The organism is Peribacillus sp. NPDC056705 (genome assembly GCF_043656335.1).
Genome location: NZ_JBHTYI010000043.1, coordinates 1 through 25,033, shown reverse-complemented (window position 1 = coordinate 25,033; position 25,033 = coordinate 1). Strand labels below are relative to the sequence as shown.

Genomic DNA, 25,033 nt, shown 5'->3' with positions numbered 1-25,033 from the left:
AGGAAAGTAAAATGGCCAGGCCACTTCGTATAGCACTTGCCCAATTAAAGTGTGAACTGTTGAATAAAGGATACAACTTGAAAAGATCTTTAGAAACGATAAAAGAAGCAAAACAAAAACATGCAGATTATGTGCTCTTTCCGGAATTGTTTTTAACAGGGTATACTATGAATGAACAAATTAAAGATTTAGGGGAAACAGTCGAAGGAGAGAGTGTGCAAGCAATTTGTGCCTGTGCAAGGGAGTATCAAATAGGCGTCATCTTTGGATTTCCAGAAAAACAAGAAGATTGTCTTTATAACTCGGCTGTGTTCATTAATAAAAACGGAGAGATTGTCGATGTGTACAGAAAAACGCACCTTTATCATGAAGAACAAAAGCACTTTACAGCAGGAGACCATTGTGCGGTGATTGAGGCCCCGGAAGGCAAATTCGGTTTATTGATCACCTATGATCTCGAGTTTCCCGAAATGGCGCGCTTGCTGGCACTGCAAGGAGCGGAAATCATCTTTATTTTGTCCGCCAATATGGTTCCCTACCAAATATATCAACATGCTTTTGTTCATTCTAGGGCTATTGAAAACCATATATTTACTGCAGTGACAAATAAAGTAGGGCTGCATATTGATAACATCTTTTTTGGTGAAAGTCAGGTTGTTGCGCCGGATGGGAAAACAGTATACAAGGCAGGTAACAATGAAATACTGCCTGTGGTTGAAATTGATTTGGAAGAGAACGAACGGTCGAAAGGAATTTTGAATTATTTGTCCAACAGAAGGCCGGAATTTTATCGCGGCCATGGTTTATAAACCAAAGACACTTGGGTGGAATTAATTTGGTGGGCAACCAAGTGCATATATGCTACTAGGCTTTTCCATGATAGGGTACGTGTTACTTAATATAGCAATTATGATTAGCCTCAGTTCGTTTAGCGAGCAATACTGGAAGACTGTATGCGCAATTCACGAAGAATATTCGTGAAGGTATACACTTTACGCCTTATTTCACCATGCTCTGGCTCATGACAAGCTTCTTGATAAACTTGAAACATCTTCGCACTGGAACGGAACAGAAATTAGAATAAACCAATATAAATAGAAGTGTAAGATAGAGAAACTGCCTAGGTAACATTGGGTAGTTTTTTCGATCACATCGTAAAGCATGCAATGTGCGGCGTAAATTTCAGTCGCCATCTCCGCTAACATATGTTGAATTGCTTGAAATTCTCCAATCGGCCGACCAAACTGGACCCGATGCTTGGCATGATCAATGGATAAGTTTAAAATCCGCTGCAGATCCGCGTGCTCTAATGTAATAGGGGTCCCGTTTTAAAAATACGGCTTTACAACGCTAAGCTATGATAAGCACTTAAAAATGTTTGATACTACAACGTTAAGCAAAAAAAAATCTCGAAAAAGATAGTAAATGAATTTAGAGAAATGAGGAATAAAAAATGAAAAATGAACTTTTCCAAGGAACAATTGATCACACTGGAATCGTAGTACCAAATCTTAGTGAAGCAGTTACATTTTTACAGAAGTTTTAAATTTCGAAGTATTATTTCAAGCTCTATCTATGAAGTTTAAGGACGACCGTTTAAAACAAAGCTTCGGTGTTCATGAAAAAGCATTTGTAGAAGGCGCTGCTTTTCTTCAATATAGCGGAAAGAAAATAGAGCTTGTTCAATGGACCGGCCCTGAACAAAACGCTGGGCCAAAACCAGCTGATATTGGTACAGCTCATTTAGCAATTTCAGTAACAGACCTTAAAAAAGCCTATACTTATTTTGAAAATATTCCTGGTGTAACAGTTAGAGTATTTAGTCCAATCGGCTTCTTCTATATTACGAGTCCATGGGGGCTTGAAATCCAAATTGTGGGTACAGAGCTACCAAAATAGCTTTATTCATTGTATATATATTAAAGTTTTTTATTAATAACGTTCCCAAATGAAAGTTAGGAAAGATATAACAACCCAAGAAATGTTGTTTTCATAGCATTTCTTGGGTTTTCCATTAGGGGTTTTAATTGAAAAGCGATATTAAACAATCGGGTGCGTTAGTTCATTAACAGGGTTGCTGCGGCAGCCTTTTTCTTATGGCACTAACGGGGCAGTTTAGTTGAAGATAAATGCATAAATATTTAAATACGAGGGATTTTCAAAAGTTATTTTATTGGGTGTGCCAATTAGGATTGACTTAATTAATTTAGGGGAGATAATACATGAGAATAGAAATACAAAATATTTTCTACCTTAAACAAAATTCAACCAAACAACATATAATAACAATATGTGGTACACCATAAAGAAGATCGTGACTCAAACGTCACGATCTAACAAACAATTATAGAAGTAATTGAGTAATCCATCCTCGTCAGCAAAAACAGGGTGGATTATTCTTTTTGTTTATTTTGTTTGCTCATGTGAACATCACCTACCTACTTATTCTTGTTTAAAGATGAGTTTATTAAGTTCCTTATTAATTACATAAGGTATTTACGGTAATTGTATTGTTTTGATATGCTCTAAATTCCGATAAACCGTTTCCCCTTCAGCTGTTATCAGCATCATTTTGTTATTTCGAACCTTTTGGAGTAAGCCAATTTTTTCAGTATGGTCTCCACCATCAATAATTACTAGTTGATTTTCCAATCTTTTCAACTGTTCATAAAAGGATCTGGATAAAGGAGTGGATATAGGAACAAGGGGTAGATTTTCCTTGTTTAAAGAATACGGTATTGTATTAGGAGAATACGGAATTAGCCACTTAACATGATTCATCGAAATAAACATTGTTTTGTACACTGGGGAGTAAAAGACAAAATAATCGTTCATAATGCTGGTTAAATAACCATGAATGGATTTATTCCCTGTGACGTAGACCTTGACAAACAAACCTTTAGCAATAGTTAATACTTTACGAAACGAAATGGTATCAGCTTCAATTGGTTTTTCTAAAGGAGGGTTAAAAGAGGTATATTCTTCATCTAAACTGGCTTTTTTCCATCTTTGAACATGAACAAATGGAATGTAGAGGAATGAATTTGTCCTGCAATCGTTTAAAACAATGATGTCCAACCCAGCATCTATTAGGATTCCCTTGCGGAATTCTCCTCCAGAAATTTCCACTTCGATATATTTTCCCATTAAATCTACAAAATCAGAAAGCATATTTATTCTCCTTTTTCCTCATATTGTTTTATCCTTTAAGTGCTCCACCAAAGAGCCAAGAAACCCAATAATATAAAACCACTAATGTGAATAATACAGTAGGCGGTATAACGACAGCTGTTACTTTTATATATTCCCACCATGTGATTCTTACTTTTCCACGCTTTACAATGTGCATCCACATCAGCGTAGCCAACGTTCCCATTGGAAGTAGTAAGGAACCCATGTCGCTGCCAATAACGTTGGCCAGATAGGCGATTTTCAAGGAGAGTAAATCTAGATTCATTTCCGTTAACGTGAGGGTTCCAATCATGAGTGCAGGGTGATTATTAAAAATATTTGAGAGTACTGATAGAAGTACGCCCATCATCACACTTGCATTGAGCAGGCTTCCAGACACCATTGGACGCATAAATTGGATCAACCAGTCTGTTAGACCGATATTATTCAGACCGTAAATAATCACATACATACTAAAAGCGAACACGATAATATACCACGGCGTTTTTTTCAGCATATCGGTTGGAGGTATTTTTAAATAAGCCCATCTCCATCCTAAAAGGACCAGAGAGCCAATTACAGCCATAAGAGAAACTGGAATGGAAAGAAACGAAGCTACAAATAGACTGACACGGACTGCAAATACAAACAGCAGGACGTTTCGCATAAACCTTGAACGTTCCTTCTCTGAACCATGTTTCATAGGACTTGGCTTAAGTGGATGGTAAGAAGGGTGTGACCGTCCAGTAATCTTAGTAGGAACGGTTTTCGGTAAGACTTTTTTGAAGCGAAGGAACAAGAGCCAAGTCAGCAATAGTAAACCAAGCGTGGCAGGAACAAACATCATCGCCGTATGCAAATATAAGCTCATATGCACGATTTTTAGAGCAATCAGATTGACAATGTTACTTACACCTATTGGAGCACTCGAAGCAGTAGCAATTAAGGCTCCAGACAGCAAATACGGAATTTTTTGATGGTTTTTTAAGCCCATGTTGTTTAATAACATGACTAGAATTGGGGTTGTAATTAAGATACTTCCATCGTTATTGAAAAAGAGTGTCATGAGAAAACATAAAAGATTGACATACCAGAATAATCTGATACCAGACCCATTTGCTTTTTCCGCAAGCTTCTCTGCCACCCAGTTAAAGAATCCAAAACTCTCTAAGACAATCGCCATTACAATCGTTGCCATAATAGTTATCGCAGCACCGCTTATCGTTTCTGCAATTAAACCCAGGTCTGATAGAGAAACACTTCCACTGAGTATGACAATAATCGCACCTATCGTGGCAGGTATAGCTTCATTAATGCCTCTAGGCCTCCAAAGAATCAATCCGAGGGTAACCAAAAAAGATAAAACGGTTATCCAAACCATCGGTTGCATATTTTTCTCCTTCTTTCTAGCTAGTTTTTCATGATGTTTTCATGAGACGACCTAACCCCTTTATTGAGCATGTCCACTCTTGTCCCTCCCTTCCATCTATCCCTCTTGTGATGTTGTACTGTATTTTATGTATCACGATTAAGAAAGGCTTTAGGTTTGTACCCGTTTTTCCGAAAAATCCTCTAGAGTCTAAAACAACGATTCAAGTAATTACACATGTCAAGATAGAAGAACATACCTAATTACAAGAATTAAACCTTATTATTAAATTGAAGTAGTTTCTAATGGCAAAAATAAAAAGCGATGCTAAGTAAGCGTCGCCCGATATGGTTTATCCTATTTTCACCTTCTGCTTATGGCTTTAAGTAGTCATGGAATTTTCTAGTTGGAATATCAGGGTGCGTTAGCTTAGAATCAGAACTGTCTTTAAGGCAGCTTTTTCTTATGGAACTAAAGGGGCAGCATTCCTGTAATAACTGAAAATGAGGTTTGAACGAAAAAAGACCTCTTGATAAGATGAATGTGTCCTGAGCTGGCCAGCTAAAAAGGACAATACATCTATTTGGAGGTCTCACAATGAATTATAACCAAAATCATAAAATCTCTCAAATTACTTCTGAAACCTTAATTGTCGGAGTAGATATAGCCAAGCACAATCATGTCGCGAGTCACGCCAAGGTAGGTAGCACCCCACGAGGCTCTGTTTTCATTTATCCTGCTGAGTCCCAGCAATGAAATTTAATGTTTAATAAACCTTCAGCTTGTCCAATTATTTCATCGTTTATCGGATATTTAATACGTTGAATTTTGTATCTTCATTCCAAAAACCCTGACCATCATAATAGTTCCTTTTCTTCAAAGACTTCACCTTCTACAATTATTTCTTTACCATCACTATACTCAATATTCCTTCAGGAACTAAACTGCCCCGTTTGTTGAAGAAGATTTTTGATTTGTCTTTTAAGCTTGAATTGGTAAATAAATCTGTACTTCTTCATCTCCTTCCCCCATAAGGTGATATGTCTCGATAATATAAGAATCGAGATCTCTTTGATAACCTTCTTCTACTGCCCAATTCAATAAATTTAAATGAAGTTCTCCCAAATTAGATATATTTCCTCTTGTAGTTATGTAACTTTTATTTATTTCAATATAATCCATTCCTGTTGGTACTTCATTTAATTTCTCACTCACAATTAACCCTACATAATAATGACCTATCCTATGCTCCTCATCCTTTTTAGGCTCAAATAATGCAATTTCGGTCTCTGTTGGATTTAGTATTTCATTTGAGCGACTTAATAGTTGCTTTGCAAGCAAGGGTACTTCATTACCAAAGTTAACAAACTCCCCACTACCTTTTAATCCAACAAGCTTAAATTCTTTTTTAACCATCATAAACGACATATTAACCTCTCCTTTTCACATAAAAAATTCCATAATATTCTAATTTTATTTGTTCAACAAAAAATCCTTACTTCCTGCATTGAAGTAAGGATTTCATACTGATTTCTGCAACTGTTATTCAACTAAACTGCCCCTTTAGTTGCATAAAGAAAGAGTTACCTTAAAGACAGCTCCGATCTTCAGCTAACGCACCCGTTAGTTCAATAAAGGCTAATAAATTTTTTCTAAATTTTTAGTGAGTCTGATAATCCAATACAATACTATCCACGGAAGTATGAACTTTGTAGCCCATTCAATAACAATAGGAATTAAATATGATGAGTTTATATTGAATAACGGAAGTATTAGCCAAAGTACCAATAAAACTATGATACCAATAATTAAATTTTTCATTTAGATAGCCCCCTATAATCTCATATTACCACAATAACCCATTATTCTTCTTCAACTAACCTGCCCCGATAGTTCCATAAAGAAAAGGCTGCCTTAAAGACAGCTCCAATCTTCAGCAAACGCACCTGTTAGCTGAATAAGATATTTCCTTTATATTAATTCACTTTAAGGATGTTTAAATGTTTCGTTGTAGAAATTAATGGAGTTAGTATAGTTTCATAGACACATTTTAGTTAAGTCCTTACAATGATTTTTGAGAGGATGTGTCCGTCTTGGAACGTGAGAATACAGGTAAAAAATAAAATAATGAATTCAAGAAGACTATTGTAAATCTTTATCACTCGGGTAATTCAGTTAAAGAATTAAGCGACGAATATGGCGTATCAGAAGTTACCATTTATAAATGGGTTAAAGAATTTACCCCTATCGGTTTAGGGAAAGAGTCGAAGGAAAACCTTCGGTTAAAGCAAGAAGTTGAAATCTTAAAAAAGGCTATGGCCATATTCGCGAAAAAGTAACCGAGACAGATCTTACCGAATTTATTGAGGAACACAAGAAACAATATCCCGTACAGAAGATGTGTGAAATACTAGAAATCCCAAGAAGCAGCCATTATCAGTCCCTTCAAATAGTCGTATCAAATCGCGAACAGGAAAACCAAGAACTCACGAAGGAAATTCATCTCATTTACCTGGAAAGCAAGGGACGCTTTTAGTCCCTCTCTTAAATTATGCCTTTTGAAAAATACTAAAGATTTTCAACACATTATTAGTTTGATTCTGGACCGTGTAAAAAAATCTTTACTCTTTATAAAACAAAAAATAACTACACAAAACAGCACCCCGAATTCTTTATTCCTATTTACCTAAGAGTGTTGGGACGGTAACAAACTCATAGCCCTGTGCACGTAATTCGTCAATGATTTGTGGCAATGCCTTAACAGTTTCAAATTGCCCGGATGCATGATAGTTATGTTGAAGGACGATAACTCCAGGTCTAGTGTCTTGCTTCACTCTTGATACAATTTCTTCTGCGTACACTCCACTCCAGTCCTTTGTATCAGCCGTCCACATGATCGAACGGTAGCCTTGTTTATTAAGCATTGCTACCTGTCTATCTTCAATTTCTCCATATGGCGGTCGGAATAAATCTGGTTTGAACCCAAGGAAAATGGAAATTTTCTTCAATGTCATGATTCCCTCCCTAATGTTCAGAATTCACGAAGGAGGATTTTATTAATAAAAGACAATTTATGGGGAGGTCTTGTGAGTTCTGGGTCTTACAGTATTTTTATAAAATGGTTCACATGTTCCATTTGACGTTTCCATTTGACGTTTACGTTAAAACGAAAAAAACACGGATTTAGCTTAACGCAGAATCCGTGTTGATAATTACTCAATTGCCTTTATTGTTACTTTCAATTCCCCTATTATAAATCATCCATAAAAGTCATTCCTGTTGTCCTTTTTATGGAACATTTATTTTATCGCCTGGATAAATCCACTGGGGATTTTCAATTTTCGGGTTGGCTTGTATTAACTCAGACATCGGAATATCAAGTTTAAGTGACATTTTATAGATTGTGTCTCCTGAAACAACTGTGTATGTTTTACTCGGTCCAGGAATTTTTAATTGTTGACCTGGATAAAGGTCAGTAGACTGCAATTTATTTAGATTTACTATCTTATCCAGCGATGTTTGATACTTATTAGCAACTATCCAAAGGGTATCCCCATTTTGAACTTTATAAGTGTTTTTACCCTTGGCATCCCATGTTCCGCCTCGTCGTGAATCAGCAATTCCATCAATGGTACCTTCTTTTTTGTTCACTTCAAGCGCTTGAATTCCACCGAAGTAGACGGATATATGCATTGGTTGAACCTTATATCCTCGGTTTCTCATGTCAACTTTTACCTCTTCAGGAAAACCATCTTCTACATATAGATATTTACCTTTACCATAAAACCTTTTAGCTCTCACAGCCTCTTCAAATGATTCATCCAGATAAAAATGTCTGGCTAACACTTGTGCCATTACAGACGGAATTCTTGCTCCTCCAGGGCTTCCAATCCCAATAGCTCTTTCTCCATTGATCAAAATTGTCGGAGTGGTAGAACTTCTTGGGCGCTTATTAGGTTCATAACGGTTTGGTGAATCTTTTTTAGTGCTAAATTGATATTCAATGGCATTATTGATAAAGTAACCATCCGTATATTCTCCTGTTCCGAAAAAGTTGCTCAATGTATTAGTTGCAGATATCATCATTCCTTCTTTATCGACAATGACAAAATGTGTTGTATCTGTATGGGAATCATTAACGTTTTCCCCGTCATCCTCTGTTACTGTTGAGATCTTGTGAGGAGAAATATTATCAGCAAGTTTTTGGATATGAGCATCACTGACAAGTTCATCCACATCTATTTTATTGAATGTAGGATCTCCGATTTCTTTTATTCTATCATTCTTTGTGACTCTTGAGATTTCTGTCATTAAATGAGTGAATCGGCCCTCATCACCTTTTGTTTCGGCTATATTCATTTTTTCAGCAAGTTTTAACGACTGAACAAATGGTACTCCTGTAAGAGGAGGACTGGCAGAATAAACGGTCCATTCATTCAGTTTTCCTTTCACAGGTTCTGGTTTCTGAATTTCATAGTCTTCCAAATCTTTCTTATCCATGTATGGAACAGCTTTTATAAAACTCTCACTTATTTCACCTTTATAAAAAGCGTTTGGACCGTTTTCCTTGATTTTAGTTAGAGTTTTCGCCAACTCCTTTTGTTTTAACGTTTCCCCCGGTTTTATGGGATTCATATCAGGATAGAAATGCGGCAAGTCCTTTACCGGCAACCTCTGACTGGCTCCTGTAAGACGTTCCGATAATAGTTTGTCGACTTCAACTCCTTTCTCTGCGAAGTCGATTGCAGGTGAAATCAGTTCAGCAAATGGTTTTGACCCATAATCTCTATGTATCATATCCATCCCTTTAACGAAACCGGGGACACCTGATTTTTTACTACCCAGTTTCTCATCAGATGTGGCTTGTACTCGATAATCATAAACAACAGGTTTATTTGTCTTCGGCGGTATAAGTAGCATTTGACCACCGCCGCCAATCCCTGACCCAAATGGCTCAACAACAGAAAGCACGTAGGAAACAGCAATGGCAGCATCAGCGGCATTCCCTCCATTTTCAAGCACTTTCATCCCCACTTCGACTGCGCGGGGATTAGAGGCACTCACACCATAACCTTCTTGTGAACCCATGAGATCAGTAACTGAAGGTGTACTATCTTGTTCACTGGATACCGAATTGGCGTGTACCACTCCCCCCGAAATAATAAGATTTAATAAAAGACATAATGCTAATAATTTCTTTAACAAAGTTCCGTTCCCCACCTCACTAAATTTTCATAGAAATTCATATTATCAGAGAATGAAGGAAGGAAAACTGATTTTATCAGAATGTAATATCTCTGTTGCATTCTGTAAAAAAGTAAAATAATGATAAAAAAAGTTAAAAAACGGATAACGGTAAATCTCTTACACCGTTAGGAAAGAATCATAAAAAATTGAACATCACGATTATCCTTTATCTATTCCCCCATTTACTAGCATAAAGGTCTGTAAATCAATGGAATTATAAAAATCAGGGGATAGGATATGAATTTCGTCATTACTTTGTATATGAGTGGACATTAAATGGTTGTTTTAATTGTAGTAATTTCCACTAATTTCAGTTGCTATTGTTGATTTTATTCTACAACTAGATAAGTGAAGAACGAGAGTTTTTGATAGAATTGAAAATTTCATTTGTATTTCAAAGAAAACATATTTTTCAGGTATTTAGATCCAGATTATAAGCCTATTTAATATCTATTAAAGCTTATTTCGGATTGTAATTTGACTACTACACAAACCTCGCATTACTTAATAGTATAAAATCTTCATCATTATCCGTTTTTATACATATTTAATTTTTATTATTTTACAATTATAACAACAGAATTACCTATATTAATTTTTCCCTGAATTTCCATAGAAATAATTTCTATTTCCTTATTTTCTGATAATATAACATGTCAGAAAGGTGATGAATGATTATTGATATTATAACTTCGGATATTATACCTTCGATTGTGTTTTTGGATGATATTCTCGTATTTTTGTTCTTTTTAGGCAATGCTTTCCCTGTGCTTCATTTACTCCATTGTTTGCCTTGGTTTCGGGAAAAAAGCGAAGACGTTAATCGTAATGTAGAAATAGAAAAAGAAAAAGGGGTTAGTATAATAGTCCCTTGTTACAATGAACAGGGAATTATTGAAACTTCGATTAACAGTATGAAATCATTATCTTATTCACAGTTTGAGGTCATTTATATCAATGACGGATCAACGGATGAAACACTTTCTTTATTGAATAAGTTTCTAAAATTAACACCCTGTTCTAGATCTACACTCAGAAAGCTTTCCCATAAAAAAGTAAAAAATGTTTTTCAATCCAAGCTTTACCCTCATATATACGTTTTAGATAAACCGAATGGTGGAAAAGCAGATGCCTTAAATGCAGGCATTGAATATTCGAGTCAAAGTTTAGTTATCACATTAGATGCAGACACCATCTTGACAGATCAGGCCTTATCAGTGATTAACAAAACCTTTGAAGATAAGGACGTCGTTGCTGCAGGAGGGGTCGTGCACGTTCTACAAACAAAAACATCTAAACCTTTGAGCTATTTGTCTTTAGTTCATGCAAACATGCTAGTACGTCTCCAAACATTGGATTTTCTAAAAGCTTTCTATGTTACAAAATTATCACTTGCACGTTTTCAAGCTTTAGCCGTCATATCAGGAGCATTTGGTATTTTTACGAAACAAACACTTATTAATGTAGGAGGTTATCGTTCAACTATAGGAGAAGACATTGATATAACACTACGCATCCATAAGTACATATCCAAACAAAAAAATAAGAAGATTGCTCTAATTTCAGATGCTGTTGCTTATACAGAATTACCTGAAAACTGGAAGGACTTTTTTAAACAACGCGTACGCTGGCAAAAGGCATTTATAGACTGTGTCATCCATTTCCGTTCTTTTATTTGTAAAACCTTATTTACTAAAGCCGTCTCGTTTTTCTATATATTTGAATCTTTTATAGGTAGAACCATTACTGCTTATATTATGACGAGTTTATTTGTGGTAAATAGTATCTTTAATCCATTTTCTTCCGGTATTTTACATATGCTTACCATTTTACTTTACATTTTATTGTTTCATTTTATGTATAATTTGGTGGCAATTGGAGTGAGTAGGTATTACGGATTTAGATTTCAAAAGAAAGATATATATCGCTTATTCTTTACTATTCTCCTAGATATTTTTATTTATCGCTTTATCATTATGTACCTTGTAATGTATGGAAGTATTGCTTATTTCTTCAACAAGGACTGGAATAAAGTAAATCGAACAGGACGAGACTATCAAACTGATTCTAAAACAGATTCTAAATCTGTAGCATAGTCCAATAATTAAGAGAGTATGTATTTTTCAGAACAAAGCACAAGTGCCCGTTTAGCGACGTATGGACTGGACCACTCCGAATGAGATAAAGGAAACACGAAGAGCGTAAGCGATTCGATGTTAACTTATCGCAGTGAGGGGGAAGTTCATTAGTCGCTGGGACGCTTACGCTGGATGTCGAAGCGCTTATCCACAGTTCAAAAATTTATAATTTCTTATTTTTAAATACAAACAAATAATCTATAATCCATTAGATTTATTAAAGTGAGGTATACAATGCGCACCGGAAAGAGAAAAAAAATATTACTTATTATATTAACCACAATTGTTATTTTAATTTTAGGGACAGGCAGTTACACATATTACTTATGGTCCATAGTAACGTCAACTGTAGCAAGTATTCAAGTAAAATACGAATCTAAAGAACGACTAGAAAAGATTAACATTAAAGAAGGAGATCCCATTTCAGTTTTACTAATGGGAATTGATGATCCCGCAGGTCGAGAACTACACGGACGGTCTGATGCATTAATCTTATTAACGATTAATCCCCATAATCAATCCATGCACGTGGTAAGCATTCCTCGTGATACGTATACTAAGATAATTGGGAAAGGAACAAAAGATAAGATTAACCACTCTCATGCATTGGGTGGTGATGGAATGGCCATACGTACCGTAGAAAAGTTCTTAGATATTCCTGTTGATTATTTTATAAAGGGTGATATGAAAAGCTTTGTAGATATTGTTGATGCAGTAGGAGGAGTGAAAGTAGATAATGATTTAGATTTTACTATTTATGGTGTTCATTATCCGACAGGCACGATCAATTTGAACGGTAAAGAAGCCCTAGGTTACTCTCGAATGAGAAAAGACGATCCACGGGGGGACTTTGGTCGACAACTTCGACAACGTCAAGTAATCGAAGCTGTGATTAATAAGGGATCCCACATATCCTCTATTACGAAATTTGATGATATATTTAAAGTTGTTGAAAACAACGTGAAAACAAACTTGACTTTCAATGATATGTGGGCCATTCAATCCAATTATAAAGAGTCCCTTCAAAACATAGTACAGCACCAAATTGATGGAAAAGATTCGGAAATAAATAAAATCTACTATTTTATACCAGATAAAGAAAAGCTCGATGAAATTTCCAATGAATTGAAAAAACACCTTGAGATTGACAAGCAATAACTTTCTATCTATCGGTCTATGCCTATTGATTTCATGCTTAAAGGTTCCGATGCAAAAGAATTACTTTATCATAAATGGACATTTTGATAGTCGATCACAAGTTTTATTTGGACTAAACAGTTTAAGAAAGATTTATAACTACAATAAGCAACCTTTTTAACTCTAATTAGAGTAATAAGGTTGCTTACACTATTTCCACCACATTACTTCCCATTCCCATTCCCATTTCTTTTTGATACTATTTCTAAAGACGGTTTTCTATGAAAAGAGGTTGTTGAATGAAGAAACACTACCTCCTTCTAACAATAGTAGCATTGCTCATTTTTATAGGAGGGTTTTTTTTAGAATCTATATTTACAAGTAACAATACAGAAAAAGGTCAGACACAAACACAAAGCCAACTCATAATAGGAGAAGCGCCAAAATCAGAACAACATATAGAACCTGTCGATTCAAAAGTATTAATAGGATATATTCAGGATTTTAGAGATCCCGCGTCGATCGATTATACGAAGTTAACACATATTATTTTTTCATTTGTCCATCCTGAAAAAGATGGAAGTCTCTTATTGAATGGTGGGAAGGCCTTATCAAATCTCCGCAAAATGGTTCAAAATGCACACCAAGAAGATACAAAGGTGATGATTGCTGTAGGTGGCATGCGCCACTTGAAAGGCGGAGAATCATATGACTATTTTAAAACTGCCATAGCAAATCCCACTTCTCGTACAAAGCTTATTGACGAACTAATTGAACTAACGAATGAAGAGAATCTTGATGGGATTGATATTGATTTTGAGCACCCCCGTTCAAAAGAGGACGCACATTATCTAGCTGTTTTTACAAAAACATTGGGAGAAAAGTTACACTTAAATGACAAGGAGTTATCGATAGCCGTATATTCAATGATTCATAGTGTGACAGGGACAGAAGTTCAATCAGTTGTTTATGATCCATCCATATTTTATTATGTTGACCACGTTAATATCATGGCATATGACGGTCAATGGGACGGGAAATATAATGCTGCAAATTTATCACCGTATCCATTCACTAAGAATATCGTAAGCTATTGGTCTAATTTATTTGACAAACTTGGAATTTCGAAGAAAAAGTTAGTATTAGGAGTTCCTCTTTTTGCACAACCAGAAGACTTAACGAAAATGCATTTATCTTATAATGCTATCATTAATCATGATCCTACAAATGCTGAAAGAGACAAAGTTAACTTGAACGGGACGACCTATCATTATAATGGAGAAACGACAATGATAAAGAAAACCAAACTTGCTCTTGCTAACGAATTTGGTGGTATGATGCTATGGGAGCTGGGGCATGATGCTGAAGGGACGCGTAGTGTAACAAGCGCTATTTTTGACGTTCTGATTAAAAGACAGGAAGATGAGAATCAATAGCGCCCGCCCCATTGTCTAACTGGAGGCGGGCACTATTGATGTATTATCGTTTATTCTGTTAACCACTCGTTTTCACTCTTGATTTTAATAGGTTTTTTAGTAGTTGTTTTCGAGGATTTACGTTGAGAGCTTATGGGCGGCATGATGTAGCTTGGTGCCTAAACCCATTAATATCAAGGTTTAAAACCGTTGTTTTCGTACGAGGGGCAACATTGGGGTAACATTTTCTGAATTAGAGGTTTTCCATTAATTTTCGAAATTTAATGGAAGCCTCTTTTTTCATGTCTTTTGTGTAGAAGACAGACGATCAGCGAGCAATTTTTTACCCGATTATACTATTACAGAACAAGAACTAAACGGTATTTTTGATTAGTAAAATTAGGGCTTTCAGCATTTAATTTACAACATACAAATTATATAGCTGTATTAGATGCTGAAACTAAAAAGAGGTTACAGCAGGCAGCTAACGGGCAGTATAAAGTATTAATTTCTTCTGCTATCATCATCGTCTGGGGGATAAAAAGGCCTCCCATCAGTTCAGTAAACTAATGGAAGACCTTCAACTTTAAAAGATATTTACATGTTAGGTGAGCAAATAGGTGAGCATTTATTTCTAAATACTCTTTAAACCCCTATATCAAAGGGATTTAAACCCTTATTACATCATGCCGCCCATGCCGCCCATGCCGCCCATATCAGGCATGCCCATTCCGCCAGCGCCTGCAGGTTCTGGTTTGTCAGCAACTACAGCTTCTGTAGTTAAGAACATAGCTGCTACAGAACCAGCGTTTTGTAGAGCAGAGCGAGTTACTTTAGTAGGATCGACGATACCGGATTCGATCATGTTCACCCATTGTCCAGTAGCTGCATTGAAGCCAGTGCCTACTGCTTCGCCTTTAAGGCGCTCTACGATTACAGAGCCTTCAAGACCGGCATTGTGAGCGATTTGACGAACAGGCTCTTCGATTGCACGAAGAACGATTTTCACTCCTGTTGCTACGTCGCCTTCCGCTTGAATTTCAGCGATTTTATTGTATACGTTAAGAAGTGCTGTACCACCACCGGCTACGATACCTTCTTCAACAGCAGCACGAGTGGAGTTCAATGCATCTTCAATACGAAGTTTACGTTCTTTCAATTCTGTTTCGGTAGCTGCACCAACTTTGATTACCGCTACGCCACCAGCTAATTTAGCAAGGCGTTCTTGTAATTTTTCACGGTCGAATTCAGAAGTCGTTTCTTCTAATTGGACACGGATTTGGTTTACACGAGCTTGAATTTGAGCTGTGTCTCCAGAACCTTCAACGATTGTTGTATTTTCTTTTGTAACAACCACTTTAGACGCACGGCCTAATGAATCGATTGTTGCGGATTTAAGATCAAGTCCGATTTCTTCAGTGATCACTTCGCCGCCTGTAAGAGCCGCGATGTCTTCAAGCATTGCTTTACGACGGTCACCGAATCCAGGGGCCTTAACCGCAACAGCGTTGAATGTTCCACGAAGTTTGTTCACAACTAGAGTTGCAAGCGCTTCGCCTTCTACATCTTCAGCAATCAATAATAGCGGTTTCCCTTGTTGAACAACTTGTTCAAGGACAGGAAGGATTTCTTGGATATTCGTGATTTTTTTATCTGTGATCAAGATATATGGATTCTCAAGGACAGCTTCCATTTTATCTGAATCAGTAACCATGTATGGAGATGCATATCCGCGATCGAACTGCATACCTTCTACTACGTCCAATTCAGTTGTGAAACCTTTAGACTCTTCGATTGTGATGACGCCGTCGTTACCAACGCGCTCCATTGCTTCTGCAATCAGTTGGCCCACTTCTTCATCAGCTGAAGAGATGGCAGCAACTTGTGCGATTGATTCTTTGTTTTCAACAGGTTTGGAAATGGCTTTCAATTCTGCAATTGCTGAATTGACCGCTTTCTCGATTCCTTTACGGATACCCATTGGGTTAGCACCAGCTGTTACGTTTTTAAGACCTTCACGGATCATCGCTTGTGCAAGAACTGTTGCAGTAGTAGTACCGTCACCAGCTACGTCGTTTGTTTTGCTTGCTACTTCAGCAACCAATTTCGCACCCATGTTTTCGAATGCATCTTCCAATTCGATTTCTTTAGCGATCGTCACACCGTCATTTGTGATAAGCGGTGAACCGAATTTTTTCTCAAGAACCACGTTACGACCTTTTGGTCCAAGCGTTACTTTAACTGCATCTGCAAGTGCGTCCACACCACGAAGCATGGAGCGACGAGCTTCTTCACTAAATTTAATTTCTTTAGCCATTTATAAGTACCTCCCTAAAATTTTAAGAAAATTTTCGTTCAGTTAAGTATGATGTATAATTAGCCGATTACAGCTAGAATGTCGCTTTCACGTAAAATTAAGTATTCAGTGTCTTCGTATTTAACTTCAGTACCTGCATATTTCGAGAAGATAATTAGATCGCCTTGGGCAACCTCTAAAGCAACACGTTCGCCATTTTCAAGGACACGGCCAGTACCAACTGCTACTACCTTACCTTCTTGTGGCTTTTCTTTAGCAGTATCAGGAAGAACAATACCGCTTGCAGTTTTTTCTTCAGTTTGAACTAGTTCAATAATAACGCGATCACCTAATGGTTTTAACAAGTGAAACAACCTCCTCATATTCTCTTGATAATTTGTTTCATGATTATTAGCACTCTTCATCATCGAGTGCTAACACATTTATAATATTAAATAAACCGAGCCTTTTTTGCAAGTATCTTATTGAAAATTTTTTATTAATTTCTGATAAATTAAGGGTAAACTACTTTAACATAATGATTTCCTTAACAATGTAATTGAAATGTTATGTTAGGGGTACCTTTAAGTGGTGTTCTGCCTCAATATTTGATACCATTTTGGAGTATGCGTTTATAGATTGTCCCCATATCAGGAACGTTCCGAACGGGATGGGTGACTATAAAAGGAGTTTTCATTTTTGAAAAAAGAATATTGGTTCGTCATCATCACTTATATTGCCATGCAATTATCCAGTATTGTTGGGGTACCCATTTTCATGCTTATCGGATCTTCTACCGGAATGCCGGCCGATGAACTCGAAGTGAAGTCTGCAGCATATTGGATAGTTTTCAGTTTTCTCGCTGCTTTATTCTTGATTCTTTTTTTAATGAAAAAAGATATGAGGGAACAGTTGGGCACGAGAAATCAAACTACCGTCCCGATGTCCATATTATGGGCAGTTGCAGGAGTGTTCATGGCTCTTTTTGCACAAAGCATTGCCGGCAGCATTGAACAAATCCTTGGGGTGAAGTCTGAATCTGAAAATACGCAGCAACTTATTTCACTCATTTACAAAGTCCCCATGGTCATTTTCGTCACTTCAGTAATTGGACCTATATTGGAAGAATTAATTTTCCGGAAAATCATTTTCGGGTCTCTTCATAAACGCTTTAACTTCTTTATTTCAGCTTTAATCAGCTCAGTTATTTTCGGCTTGGCGCATGGTGAATTTGAACATCTTCTATTATATACGGCAATGGGCTTCACCTTTGCTTTCCTTTATGCGAAAACAGGTCGCATTCTCGTTTCCATGAGCGCTCATATTGCGATGAATACGCTTGTTATCATCCTTCAAGTGGTATATCGGGAGGATATTGAGAAGATGCTAGATACTGCACAGGCCTTCATCGGAGGTTTATTATGAAACGTCAATCACCATTATTTATGGGCATCATCTATGCTGGCTTAGGAGCTCTTTTTACCGCTATCGCGATTCAAACCGTCAATTCTTCCGGATGGGGACTCTTTGCCTACATACTTGTCCTTATTGCAACTCTTGATTTTGGATCGGGATTACGCATGATCATGCTGCACTTTAAGATTAAAGCTGCACAAAAAAATAAGAAAAAATAAAAAAACGCTGCAATGATGCAGCGTTTTTTTCATTCCTCCAATGCGGCTTCTTCCATTACAGGATAATGTTTCAGGAAGTAGATGAGCGACTGAAGCTCCACGGCCAGGTCAATGTGGTGAACCCTTATGGATGGAGGCACAGTCAGCCGTGCAGGTGTGAAATTCAATATTCCTTTTATATCAGCTTTGACTAGACGATCGGTTATCGTCTGGGCTACCTGTGCTGGCACTGTCAATATAGCCGCAGTAATATTATTTTCCTGCAATAATGTATCGATTTGATCCATATGATAGATGGGCACATCAGCTATTCGCTTGCCGACCTTTTCTTCAGAAACCTCGAAAGCCATTTCAATTTTTGTATTATTATTTTTCATGAAATTGTAATTTAAAAAAGCGGTTCCTAAATTTCCTACCCCGATTAAAGCGACTTTGGTCAATTCGTCTTGATCTAGTGTTTTTCTAAAGAAGGATAATAAGTAATTGACATTGTAGCCGTAGCCTTTTTTCCCAAGCGCGCCAAAGTAGGAAAAATCACGGCGAATTGTGGCAGAATCCACTTTTACAGCTTCACTTAACTCTGCCGAGGAAACTCTTTGTTTGCCTGAGGAATGTAAGTTCTTTAAAAATCGATAATACAATGGCAACCTTTTGGCTGTCGCCTGCGGTATCTTTGGGTCATGGTTCATTGTTCTTCCCCGCTTTCACACATGCTTGTCAACTTAATCTCTATCTGTTTGCTTTACTTGCCTTTTATAATCGCTACTGGACACTCCGCCTGTTTTCTCCACTAAGAATGTAGGCCCGATCACCATTCCCTTATCAATGGCCTTACACATGTCATAAACAGTCAAGGCAGTCACGGATGCAGCTGTTAACGCTTCCATTTCCACACCTGTACTCCCTTTTGTCTTAGCTTCCGTTTCAATCGTAAGCCTATATCCTTGTTCTTCTTTTTCCCAATCAAAGGCTATATTGACCCCTTGCAGAGCAATGGGATGGCACATTGGAATTATATTGGATGTATTCTTGCTGGCCATTATTCCTGCAACTTGCGCAACAGCCAGTACATCACCTTTTTTCATTTTATGGTTCGTGACCAATTCATATATTTCATCATTCAATAAAATGCTCGATTGAGCTACTGCCGTCCGGGTTGTTTCAGGCTTAGCACTCACATCGACCATTTTGGCCCTGCCCTGTTCATTAAAATGCGTTAAGTCTCCCATTTAAGTAACCCCTCCTAAATCATACACTATTATTCCACTTTATGTAACAGCTTTTGTTTAAGCTTGGAACCAAGCTGTTGCCGATATTAACTAAAATACGTTACACTAACAATAATCAATTGAGGTGAAATCTATGATTTTATTACAAATCAATCAACTATCGAAATATTATGGAGCTGAACTTATTTTATCAAATATGAAGCTCGAAGTTCAAAATAAAGATCGAATTGCACTAGTCGGCCGAAATGGCGCCGGTAAATCAACTCTGCTTAAAATCATAGCCGGGCAGCTTTCCCATGATGGCGGTGAGATAATCAAACCAAAAGGCGTCACCATCGGCTATATGGCCCAGGATACGGGATTGGAATCCGAACTGACCATTTGGGATGAGATGCTGACTGTATTCACCGACCTTATAGAGCAAGAAAAGGACCTGCGTCGCCTTGAGGCTGATATGGCCAGACCTGACATCTTTGAAAACGAAACAATTTACCAAAAAGTGCTGAATGAATACGACACTTTGATGGTGGCATTCAAAGAGAAGGGCGGCTATCAATATGAGGCGGATATCCGTTCCGTATTGCATGGACTTCAGTTTGCTGACTTTGACTATTCTACCCCCATTTCCACTTTAAGCGGCGGACAAAAAACAAGGCTTGCATTAGGGAAACTGCTTTTAAGGAAACCGGACATATTGATTCTGGATGAGCCGACGAACCATCTGGATATCGAAACCCTCTCTTGGCTTGAACAATATTTACAAAGCTACCAGGGAGCTGTCCTTATTGTTTCACATGACCGTTATTTTTTAGATAAAGTAGTAAACCTCGTATATGAGATTTCCCGGAATAACATGAAAAAATACCATGGTAATTATAGTTCTTACCTAGAGGGAAAAGCGGAAGATTATGAGCGGGACATGAAACTGTTCGAGAAGCAACAAGGGGAAATTGAAAAGCTTCGCGACTTTGTCCAACGTAATATCACCAGGGCTTCCACCACGAAAAGAGCACAAAGCAGACGCAAACAGCTCGAAAAGATGGATGTTATGGACAAGCCGCAAGGTGATGAAAAATCCGCGAATTTTTCTTTCCAGATTGAAAAGCAAAGCGGAAATGAAGTACTTCAACTTCAGGACTTGGCTATTGGATACGAAGGGGAAACGGTATCAAAGAATATAAATTCCCGGATGACTAAAGGGGAAAGCATAGCACTTGTTGGCCCAAATGGAGTTGGAAAATCAACTTTATTGAAAACGATCATTTCTAAGCTGCCTGCACTTTCTGGTGGTTTCCGTTTTGGAACGAACGTAGAAGTCAGCTACTACGATCAAGAACAGGCTAACCTTGTTTCCAATAAACGCGTACTCAATGAATTATGGGACGACTATCCCCTTAAACCGGAAAAGGACATTCGCACAGTACTCGGTAATTTTCTATTTAGCGGGGACGATGTTTTGAAAACCGTTTCCACACTAAGCGGGGGCGAAAAGGCACGGCTTGCCCTTGCCAAAATGATGATGCAAAAAGGGAATTTTTTAATTCTTGATGAACCAACGAACCATTTGGACCTCGATAGTAAATTGGTGCTTGAAAACGCCTTGATCGATTATCCGGGAACTATTCTTTTCGTTTCACATGACCGTTATTTCATAAATCGGATAGCAACGAAAGTGATAGAGCTCTCCAAAGTCGGCAACGAAGAATTCCTCGGTGATTATGATTACTATCTAGAGAAGAAACAGGAGCAGGCGGAAATCCAAGCACTTGAAGAGCAGGAACAGGCTAAAACTTTAGATGCAACTGTAGAAAAAACAAATTACAAAATTGATAAAGAAGCAAAAAAAGCTGAACGCCAGCGAAAGCGGCGCATTGAGGAAATCGAGGCAGCCATGGAGCTTCTTGAGATCGAAATAAACGAATATAATGATCTCCTTTGTGATCCAGGTGTTTTTCAGGACCATGAAAAAGTAATGGAGGTCCAAACAAAGCTTGATCATGCCCAGGAAAGTTTGGACCAGCTTCTTGAAGAATGGACTGAACTGGAGGAATGACAAAAGACCGAGTTAATTGACTCGGTCTTTTTCTTCTCCAATTAAAACGTTGCTTGAAAGTTATCCACAAAATTGTTAACAAACCACTTACCGCTCACTAGCCATTAATTTGGGTTATGCACATTATCCACAGAAACATATCCACTTATCCACAAAAACCCCACTTTATACACATGCAGTATGATCATCTAAAAAAATTTATCCACAGAATATTCTATTTTTTTTATAAACACGATAAAAAAGACAGGATGCCTAAGTGAGGGATCCTGTCTTCTCGTCAATTAAAATGCTTCAATGTCCAATCCAGGATTTCCGTTCAAATCCAAACCTGATCGTTTTCCCTTTTCAAACATGACACTGCCAGCAGCACCGATCATGGCGGCATTGTCCGTGCAAAGATATAGGGGCGGAATGGATATATCCATAGGTAAATCCTTAAAAGCTTCCGTTAATGCTTCCCTAAGGCCTTTATTTGCTGCAACTCCTCCAGCAAGCAATACCTGCTTCACATTATATTCCTTTGCAGCCTTTACAGCTTTCATAACAAGCACTTCTATCACGCTAGCTTGGAAACTTGCGGCTAAATCTTTAGGTTCAATTTTTTCCCCGCGCTGTTCGGCGTTATGCAAAGTGTTGATTACCGCTGATTTCAGCCCGCTGAAAGAAAAGTCATAGCTGCCATCCAACCATGCCCGAGGCAGTTTCAAAGTTGGTGAACCTTCTTGTGCCAGCCTATCGATATGAGGGCCTCCAGGATAAGGGAGCCCCAAGGTTCGGGCCACTTTATCATACGCCTCACCTGCTGCATCATCCCGCGTTTCCCCTATCACCTTGAAAGTACCCGGTTTTTCTAAAAGGACCAATTCCGTATGGCCTCCCGAAACGACTAAAGAAAGCGCAGGATATTCGATTTCCTGAATAAGACGATTTGCATAGATATGACCCGCGATATGATGCGTTCCGACAATCGGTATTCCATGCGCGAAAGCTACAGCCTTCGCCGCATTCACGCCTATTAATAGTGCCCCTACCAGTCCGGGGCCTTCTGTAACGGCAATGGCATCCAAGTCTTCATATGTCACACCGGCTTGCACCAATGCTTCTTCGAGAACGATCGTAATTTGTTCTACATGATGACGGGAAGCTATTTCCGGGACGACACCGCCAAAACGTTTATGGCTTTCGATTTGTGAAGCCACGACATTACTCAGTATCTCCGTTCCATTTTTTATGACAGCTGCCGCAGTTTCATCGCAGCTCGTTTCAATTCCTAATATAAATTGATCTTTTTTCATGAAAAATTCACCCACATAACATAAGCATCTTCTTGATTGTCCGTATAATAATTTTTTCGGATTCCACCCTTTTGGAAACCAAGTTTTTCATAAAGCGAAATGGCTATTGCATTACTGACCCGTACCTCAAGCGTCATCCTGACCACACCCATCGAAATGGAGATTTCAATCATCTTCCTGAGCAAAGCTTCCCCAAGCTTTTGCCCTCGGTATTCTGGCAATATAGCTATATTGGTAATGTGCGATTCATCAATGACGATCCATGCACCGCAATAACCGGCAATTTTCCCTTCATCTTCTATCACCATGTATACAGCATATTGATTATGATTCAGTTCATTAAAGAAAGCTTCCCGGCTCCAAGGCAAAGTGAAGGACTGCTTTTCCACAATTAGCACTTGGTCGATATCTTCCGTATTCATCTTTCGGAACGTCAATGTTTTACTCATAATAATCGGTCGCTTTCCTTGTTTATTTCCCCTGCTGTTCAAGCCACTTAGCTTCTGCTTCAGCCATGCGGATATAATTCGGTACAAACTGGTGAACATCGACTTCAGTCTTATCAAGACCAAGGAAGGCCAGTTCGCTTGGTCTTGAGTTATATGACTGTACCGGAGCGAATACAGCTAATTCACCTAATGCTTCCGTAATTGCATCCCGGTGGATGTCCACATCTTGACCAACGAATAAAACGGGACGATTTAATTCCTTCAATTGATTCGCCCACTCAGAGGATAAAATATTACAATCTTCAATGACTGTCTTTAAAGAGTTATTTTCCATTTCATATAATCCAGTATAAATCTGCCCTCTTCTTGCATCGAACAACGGAGAGATCAACCCGTTAAAATAACGTCCATTAGCTGCTAAAACCTCTAAGCTGGAAACACCCGATAAAGGAATCTGAAGTGTCCAGGCCAAGCTTTTTGCAATCGTCACTCCAATCCTGACGCCTGTATAGGATCCTGGGCCTTGAGCGACCACTATCTTAGTCAAATCCTTCGGTTTAGTATCACAATCCCTCAGCAGTGTTTCAATTGCTGGCATAACCCGCACCGAATGATTTTTCTTTAGGTTCGTCGTATACTCACCAATTACTTGACTCCCGTTTACCAGGGAAACCCCTAATGTGAAATTCGATGTATCTATAGCTAAAACCTTCATCAAATAATCTCCTTACATAACTTTACATATCGTTCGCCTTTGGCTTCCAGAACAAAACGCCGGCTTGTATCGCTCAGGCGATAAATATAAATGGTCAAGATTTCCTCCGGAAGGTGATCCTTTATTAAATGGGCCCATTCAACGACAGTCACACCATCACCATCAAAATATTCTTCAAAGCCTAAATCTTCTTCCGATTCACTTACCCGATATACATCCATATGATATAAAGGCAATCGTCCCATGTATTCCTTTATTATCGTAAAGGTAGGACTATTCACCATTCTGGTAACACCTAATCCTTTAGCCAATCCTTTTGTGAATGCCGTCTTCCCTGCACCCAAATCACCTTCTAAAGCCAGCACATCGCCGCTTGAAAGCTTTTGTGCCAATTCCTGCGCAAATCGCGCTGTTTCTTCCTCATTCTGAGAAATCCATTCAACCTGTTGCATATATCAATCACCTTTATCATTATTAGGAAAACGTCCTAAAGTTCATGTCGAGAACCATAAACGCAATATTATGGAACAAAAACCATTCTAATATGTAGTTTACCTTGTTTCAAAAGAAGAAACAAATAAGTTAAGGACATAATTGTTTGAATTTCGGATAAAACAAAAAAACGAAACCTGGGTTTCGTTTTTTTCATGATTGCGGGGACAGGATTTGAACCTGCGACCTTCGGGTTATGAGCCCGACGAGCTACCGGACTGCTCCACCCCGCGACGGTATAAATGCTTCTTTTATAAAAATAGTATTCCCGATTACTCAAAAAGAATACAAAGATTATAGCTTGGCGACGTCCTACTCTCACAGGGGGAAACCCCCAACTACCATCGGCGCTGAAGAGCTTAACTGCCGTGTTCGGAATGGGAACGGGTGTGA

The 25,033-nt window shown here is 38.0% G+C and carries 23 protein-coding genes, 1 tRNA gene, 1 rRNA gene and 1 pseudogene; 10 read left to right on the top strand and 16 right to left on the bottom strand.

Annotated elements, in window-relative coordinates:
* Positions 1-11: 11 nt before the first annotated feature.
* Positions 12-809 carry a carbon-nitrogen hydrolase family protein gene (locus ACFRAK_RS25545; protein ID WP_387706810.1) on the top strand — a complete coding sequence of 266 codons (798 nt, stop codon included), beginning with the start codon at positions 12-14 and terminating at the stop codon, positions 807-809.
* 210 nt (positions 810-1,019) lie between these two features.
* Here the strand turns inward: ACFRAK_RS25545 and ACFRAK_RS25540 are convergent, their stop codons facing one another.
* Entirely contained in the window at positions 1,020-1,286 is a 267-nt protein-coding gene (locus ACFRAK_RS25540; RefSeq protein WP_387604846.1) for an acyl-CoA dehydrogenase family protein, read from the bottom strand.
* Positions 1,287-1,575: 289 nt separating this feature from the next.
* Between ACFRAK_RS25540 and ACFRAK_RS25535 the strand changes: the two genes are divergently transcribed.
* Entirely contained in the window at positions 1,576-1,899 is a 324-nt protein-coding gene (locus tag ACFRAK_RS25535) for a VOC family protein (protein ID WP_387706808.1), read from the top strand.
* A gap of 597 nt (positions 1,900-2,496) precedes the next feature.
* On the opposite strand, the gene ACFRAK_RS25530 is transcribed toward ACFRAK_RS25535, so the two are convergent.
* Positions 2,497-3,171, bottom strand: coding sequence for a DUF2642 domain-containing protein (locus ACFRAK_RS25530; protein ID WP_387706806.1), 675 nt, complete (start codon positions 3,169-3,171; stop codon positions 2,497-2,499).
* Between the two features lie 28 nt (positions 3,172-3,199).
* Positions 3,200-4,552, bottom strand: coding sequence for an arsenic transporter (locus tag ACFRAK_RS25525; protein WP_387604844.1), 1,353 nt, complete (start codon positions 4,550-4,552; stop codon positions 3,200-3,202).
* A gap of 585 nt (positions 4,553-5,137) precedes the next feature.
* Here ACFRAK_RS25525 and ACFRAK_RS25520 point away from each other — a divergent pair.
* A complete protein-coding gene (locus ACFRAK_RS25520) occupies positions 5,138-5,296 on the top strand; it encodes a hypothetical protein (RefSeq protein WP_394572748.1) in 159 nt (52 codons plus the stop codon).
* Between the two features lie 225 nt (positions 5,297-5,521).
* Here the strand turns inward: ACFRAK_RS25520 and ACFRAK_RS25515 are convergent, their stop codons facing one another.
* Positions 5,522-5,968, bottom strand: coding sequence for a GyrI-like domain-containing protein (locus tag ACFRAK_RS25515; RefSeq protein WP_394572744.1), 447 nt, complete (start codon positions 5,966-5,968; stop codon positions 5,522-5,524).
* A 710-nt stretch (positions 5,969-6,678) separates the two neighbouring features.
* Between ACFRAK_RS25515 and ACFRAK_RS25510 the strand changes: the two are divergent.
* A pseudogene (locus ACFRAK_RS25510) lies at positions 6,679-6,879 on the top strand (transposase); the annotation flags it as partial.
* A gap of 339 nt (positions 6,880-7,218) precedes the next feature.
* Here ACFRAK_RS25510 and ACFRAK_RS25505 read toward each other — a convergent pair.
* Entirely contained in the window at positions 7,219-7,554 is a 336-nt protein-coding gene (locus ACFRAK_RS25505) for a polysaccharide deacetylase family protein (RefSeq protein ID WP_394572743.1), read from the bottom strand.
* A 274-nt stretch (positions 7,555-7,828) separates the two neighbouring features.
* Entirely contained in the window at positions 7,829-9,745 is a 1,917-nt protein-coding gene (locus tag ACFRAK_RS25500) for a gamma-glutamyltransferase (RefSeq protein WP_394572742.1), read from the bottom strand.
* Positions 9,746-10,458: 713 nt separating this feature from the next.
* Here ACFRAK_RS25500 and ACFRAK_RS25495 point away from each other — a divergent pair.
* The 3 genes from ACFRAK_RS25495 to ACFRAK_RS25485 all read left to right on the top strand — a co-directional run bounded on the left by ACFRAK_RS25495 (position 10,459) and on the right by ACFRAK_RS25485 (position 14,498).
* Positions 10,459-11,883 carry a glycosyltransferase family 2 protein gene (locus ACFRAK_RS25495; RefSeq protein ID WP_394572741.1) on the top strand — a complete coding sequence of 475 codons (1,425 nt, stop codon included), beginning with the start codon at positions 10,459-10,461 and terminating at the stop codon, positions 11,881-11,883.
* Between the two features lie 276 nt (positions 11,884-12,159).
* A complete protein-coding gene (locus ACFRAK_RS25490; protein WP_387604778.1) occupies positions 12,160-13,083 on the top strand; it encodes an LCP family glycopolymer transferase in 924 nt (307 codons plus the stop codon).
* A 278-nt stretch (positions 13,084-13,361) separates the two neighbouring features.
* Positions 13,362-14,498 (top strand): glycosyl hydrolase family 18 protein, encoded by a 1,137-nt coding sequence (locus ACFRAK_RS25485; protein WP_387604776.1) that lies wholly within the window; start codon positions 13,362-13,364, stop codon positions 14,496-14,498.
* 658 nt (positions 14,499-15,156) lie between these two features.
* On the opposite strand, the gene groL is transcribed toward ACFRAK_RS25485, so the two are convergent.
* Both groL and groES read right to left on the bottom strand, forming a co-directional pair.
* Positions 15,157-16,794, bottom strand: a complete 1,638-nt coding sequence (groL, locus tag ACFRAK_RS25480) for a chaperonin GroEL (protein WP_053533467.1) — start codon at positions 16,792-16,794, stop codon at positions 15,157-15,159.
* Positions 16,795-16,853: 59 nt separating this feature from the next.
* On the bottom strand, positions 16,854-17,138 hold the full coding sequence (gene groES, locus ACFRAK_RS25475) for a co-chaperone GroES (RefSeq protein WP_034306337.1): 285 nt from the start codon (positions 17,136-17,138) through the stop codon (positions 16,854-16,856).
* A gap of 334 nt (positions 17,139-17,472) precedes the next feature.
* On the opposite strand from groES, the gene ACFRAK_RS25470 reads away from it, so the two are divergent.
* Together ACFRAK_RS25470 and ACFRAK_RS25465 are read left to right on the top strand one after the other, a co-directional pair.
* Positions 17,473-18,198, top strand: coding sequence for a CPBP family intramembrane glutamic endopeptidase (locus ACFRAK_RS25470; protein ID WP_394572740.1), 726 nt, complete (start codon positions 17,473-17,475; stop codon positions 18,196-18,198).
* Entirely contained in the window at positions 18,195-18,407 is a 213-nt protein-coding gene (locus ACFRAK_RS25465) for a YdiK family protein (RefSeq protein ID WP_034306342.1), read from the top strand. Before ACFRAK_RS25470 ends, ACFRAK_RS25465 begins: the two co-directional genes overlap by 4 nt.
* Before the next feature lie 29 nt (positions 18,408-18,436).
* On the opposite strand, the gene ACFRAK_RS25460 is transcribed toward ACFRAK_RS25465, so the two are convergent.
* Entirely contained in the window at positions 18,437-19,096 is a 660-nt protein-coding gene (locus ACFRAK_RS25460; RefSeq protein ID WP_387604771.1) for a redox-sensing transcriptional repressor Rex, read from the bottom strand.
* A gap of 33 nt (positions 19,097-19,129) precedes the next feature.
* On the bottom strand, positions 19,130-19,636 hold the full coding sequence (gene moaC, locus ACFRAK_RS25455; protein WP_192207541.1) for a cyclic pyranopterin monophosphate synthase MoaC: 507 nt from the start codon (positions 19,634-19,636) through the stop codon (positions 19,130-19,132).
* A 133-nt stretch (positions 19,637-19,769) separates the two neighbouring features.
* On the opposite strand from moaC, the gene ACFRAK_RS25450 reads away from it, so the two are divergent.
* Positions 19,770-21,689: an ABC transporter ATP-binding protein gene (locus ACFRAK_RS25450; protein WP_394572739.1), complete on the top strand. Its 1,920-nt coding sequence runs from the start codon at positions 19,770-19,772 to the stop codon at positions 21,687-21,689.
* A 281-nt stretch (positions 21,690-21,970) separates the two neighbouring features.
* On the opposite strand, the gene tsaD is transcribed toward ACFRAK_RS25450, so the two are convergent.
* From tsaD to rrf, 6 genes are all read right to left on the bottom strand, one after another.
* A complete protein-coding gene (gene tsaD / locus ACFRAK_RS25445; protein WP_192207539.1) occupies positions 21,971-22,984 on the bottom strand; it encodes a tRNA (adenosine(37)-N6)-threonylcarbamoyltransferase complex transferase subunit TsaD in 1,014 nt (337 codons plus the stop codon).
* Positions 22,981-23,433: a ribosomal protein S18-alanine N-acetyltransferase gene (gene rimI, locus ACFRAK_RS25440; RefSeq protein WP_260288950.1), complete on the bottom strand. Its 453-nt coding sequence runs from the start codon at positions 23,431-23,433 to the stop codon at positions 22,981-22,983. The genes tsaD and rimI overlap by 4 nt, the downstream gene beginning before the upstream one ends.
* 22 nt (positions 23,434-23,455) lie before the next feature.
* Positions 23,456-24,148: a tRNA (adenosine(37)-N6)-threonylcarbamoyltransferase complex dimerization subunit type 1 TsaB gene (gene tsaB / locus ACFRAK_RS25435; protein WP_260288951.1), complete on the bottom strand. Its 693-nt coding sequence runs from the start codon at positions 24,146-24,148 to the stop codon at positions 23,456-23,458.
* Positions 24,148-24,600: a tRNA (adenosine(37)-N6)-threonylcarbamoyltransferase complex ATPase subunit type 1 TsaE gene (tsaE, locus tag ACFRAK_RS25430; protein WP_387604765.1), complete on the bottom strand. Its 453-nt coding sequence runs from the start codon at positions 24,598-24,600 to the stop codon at positions 24,148-24,150. Before tsaE ends, tsaB begins: the two co-directional genes overlap by 1 nt.
* Positions 24,601-24,799: 199 nt before the next feature.
* Positions 24,800-24,873: transfer RNA gene (locus ACFRAK_RS25425), tRNA-Met, on the bottom strand.
* A 66-nt stretch (positions 24,874-24,939) separates the two neighbouring features.
* Positions 24,940-25,033 (bottom strand): 5S ribosomal RNA (gene rrf / locus ACFRAK_RS25420); the annotation flags it as partial.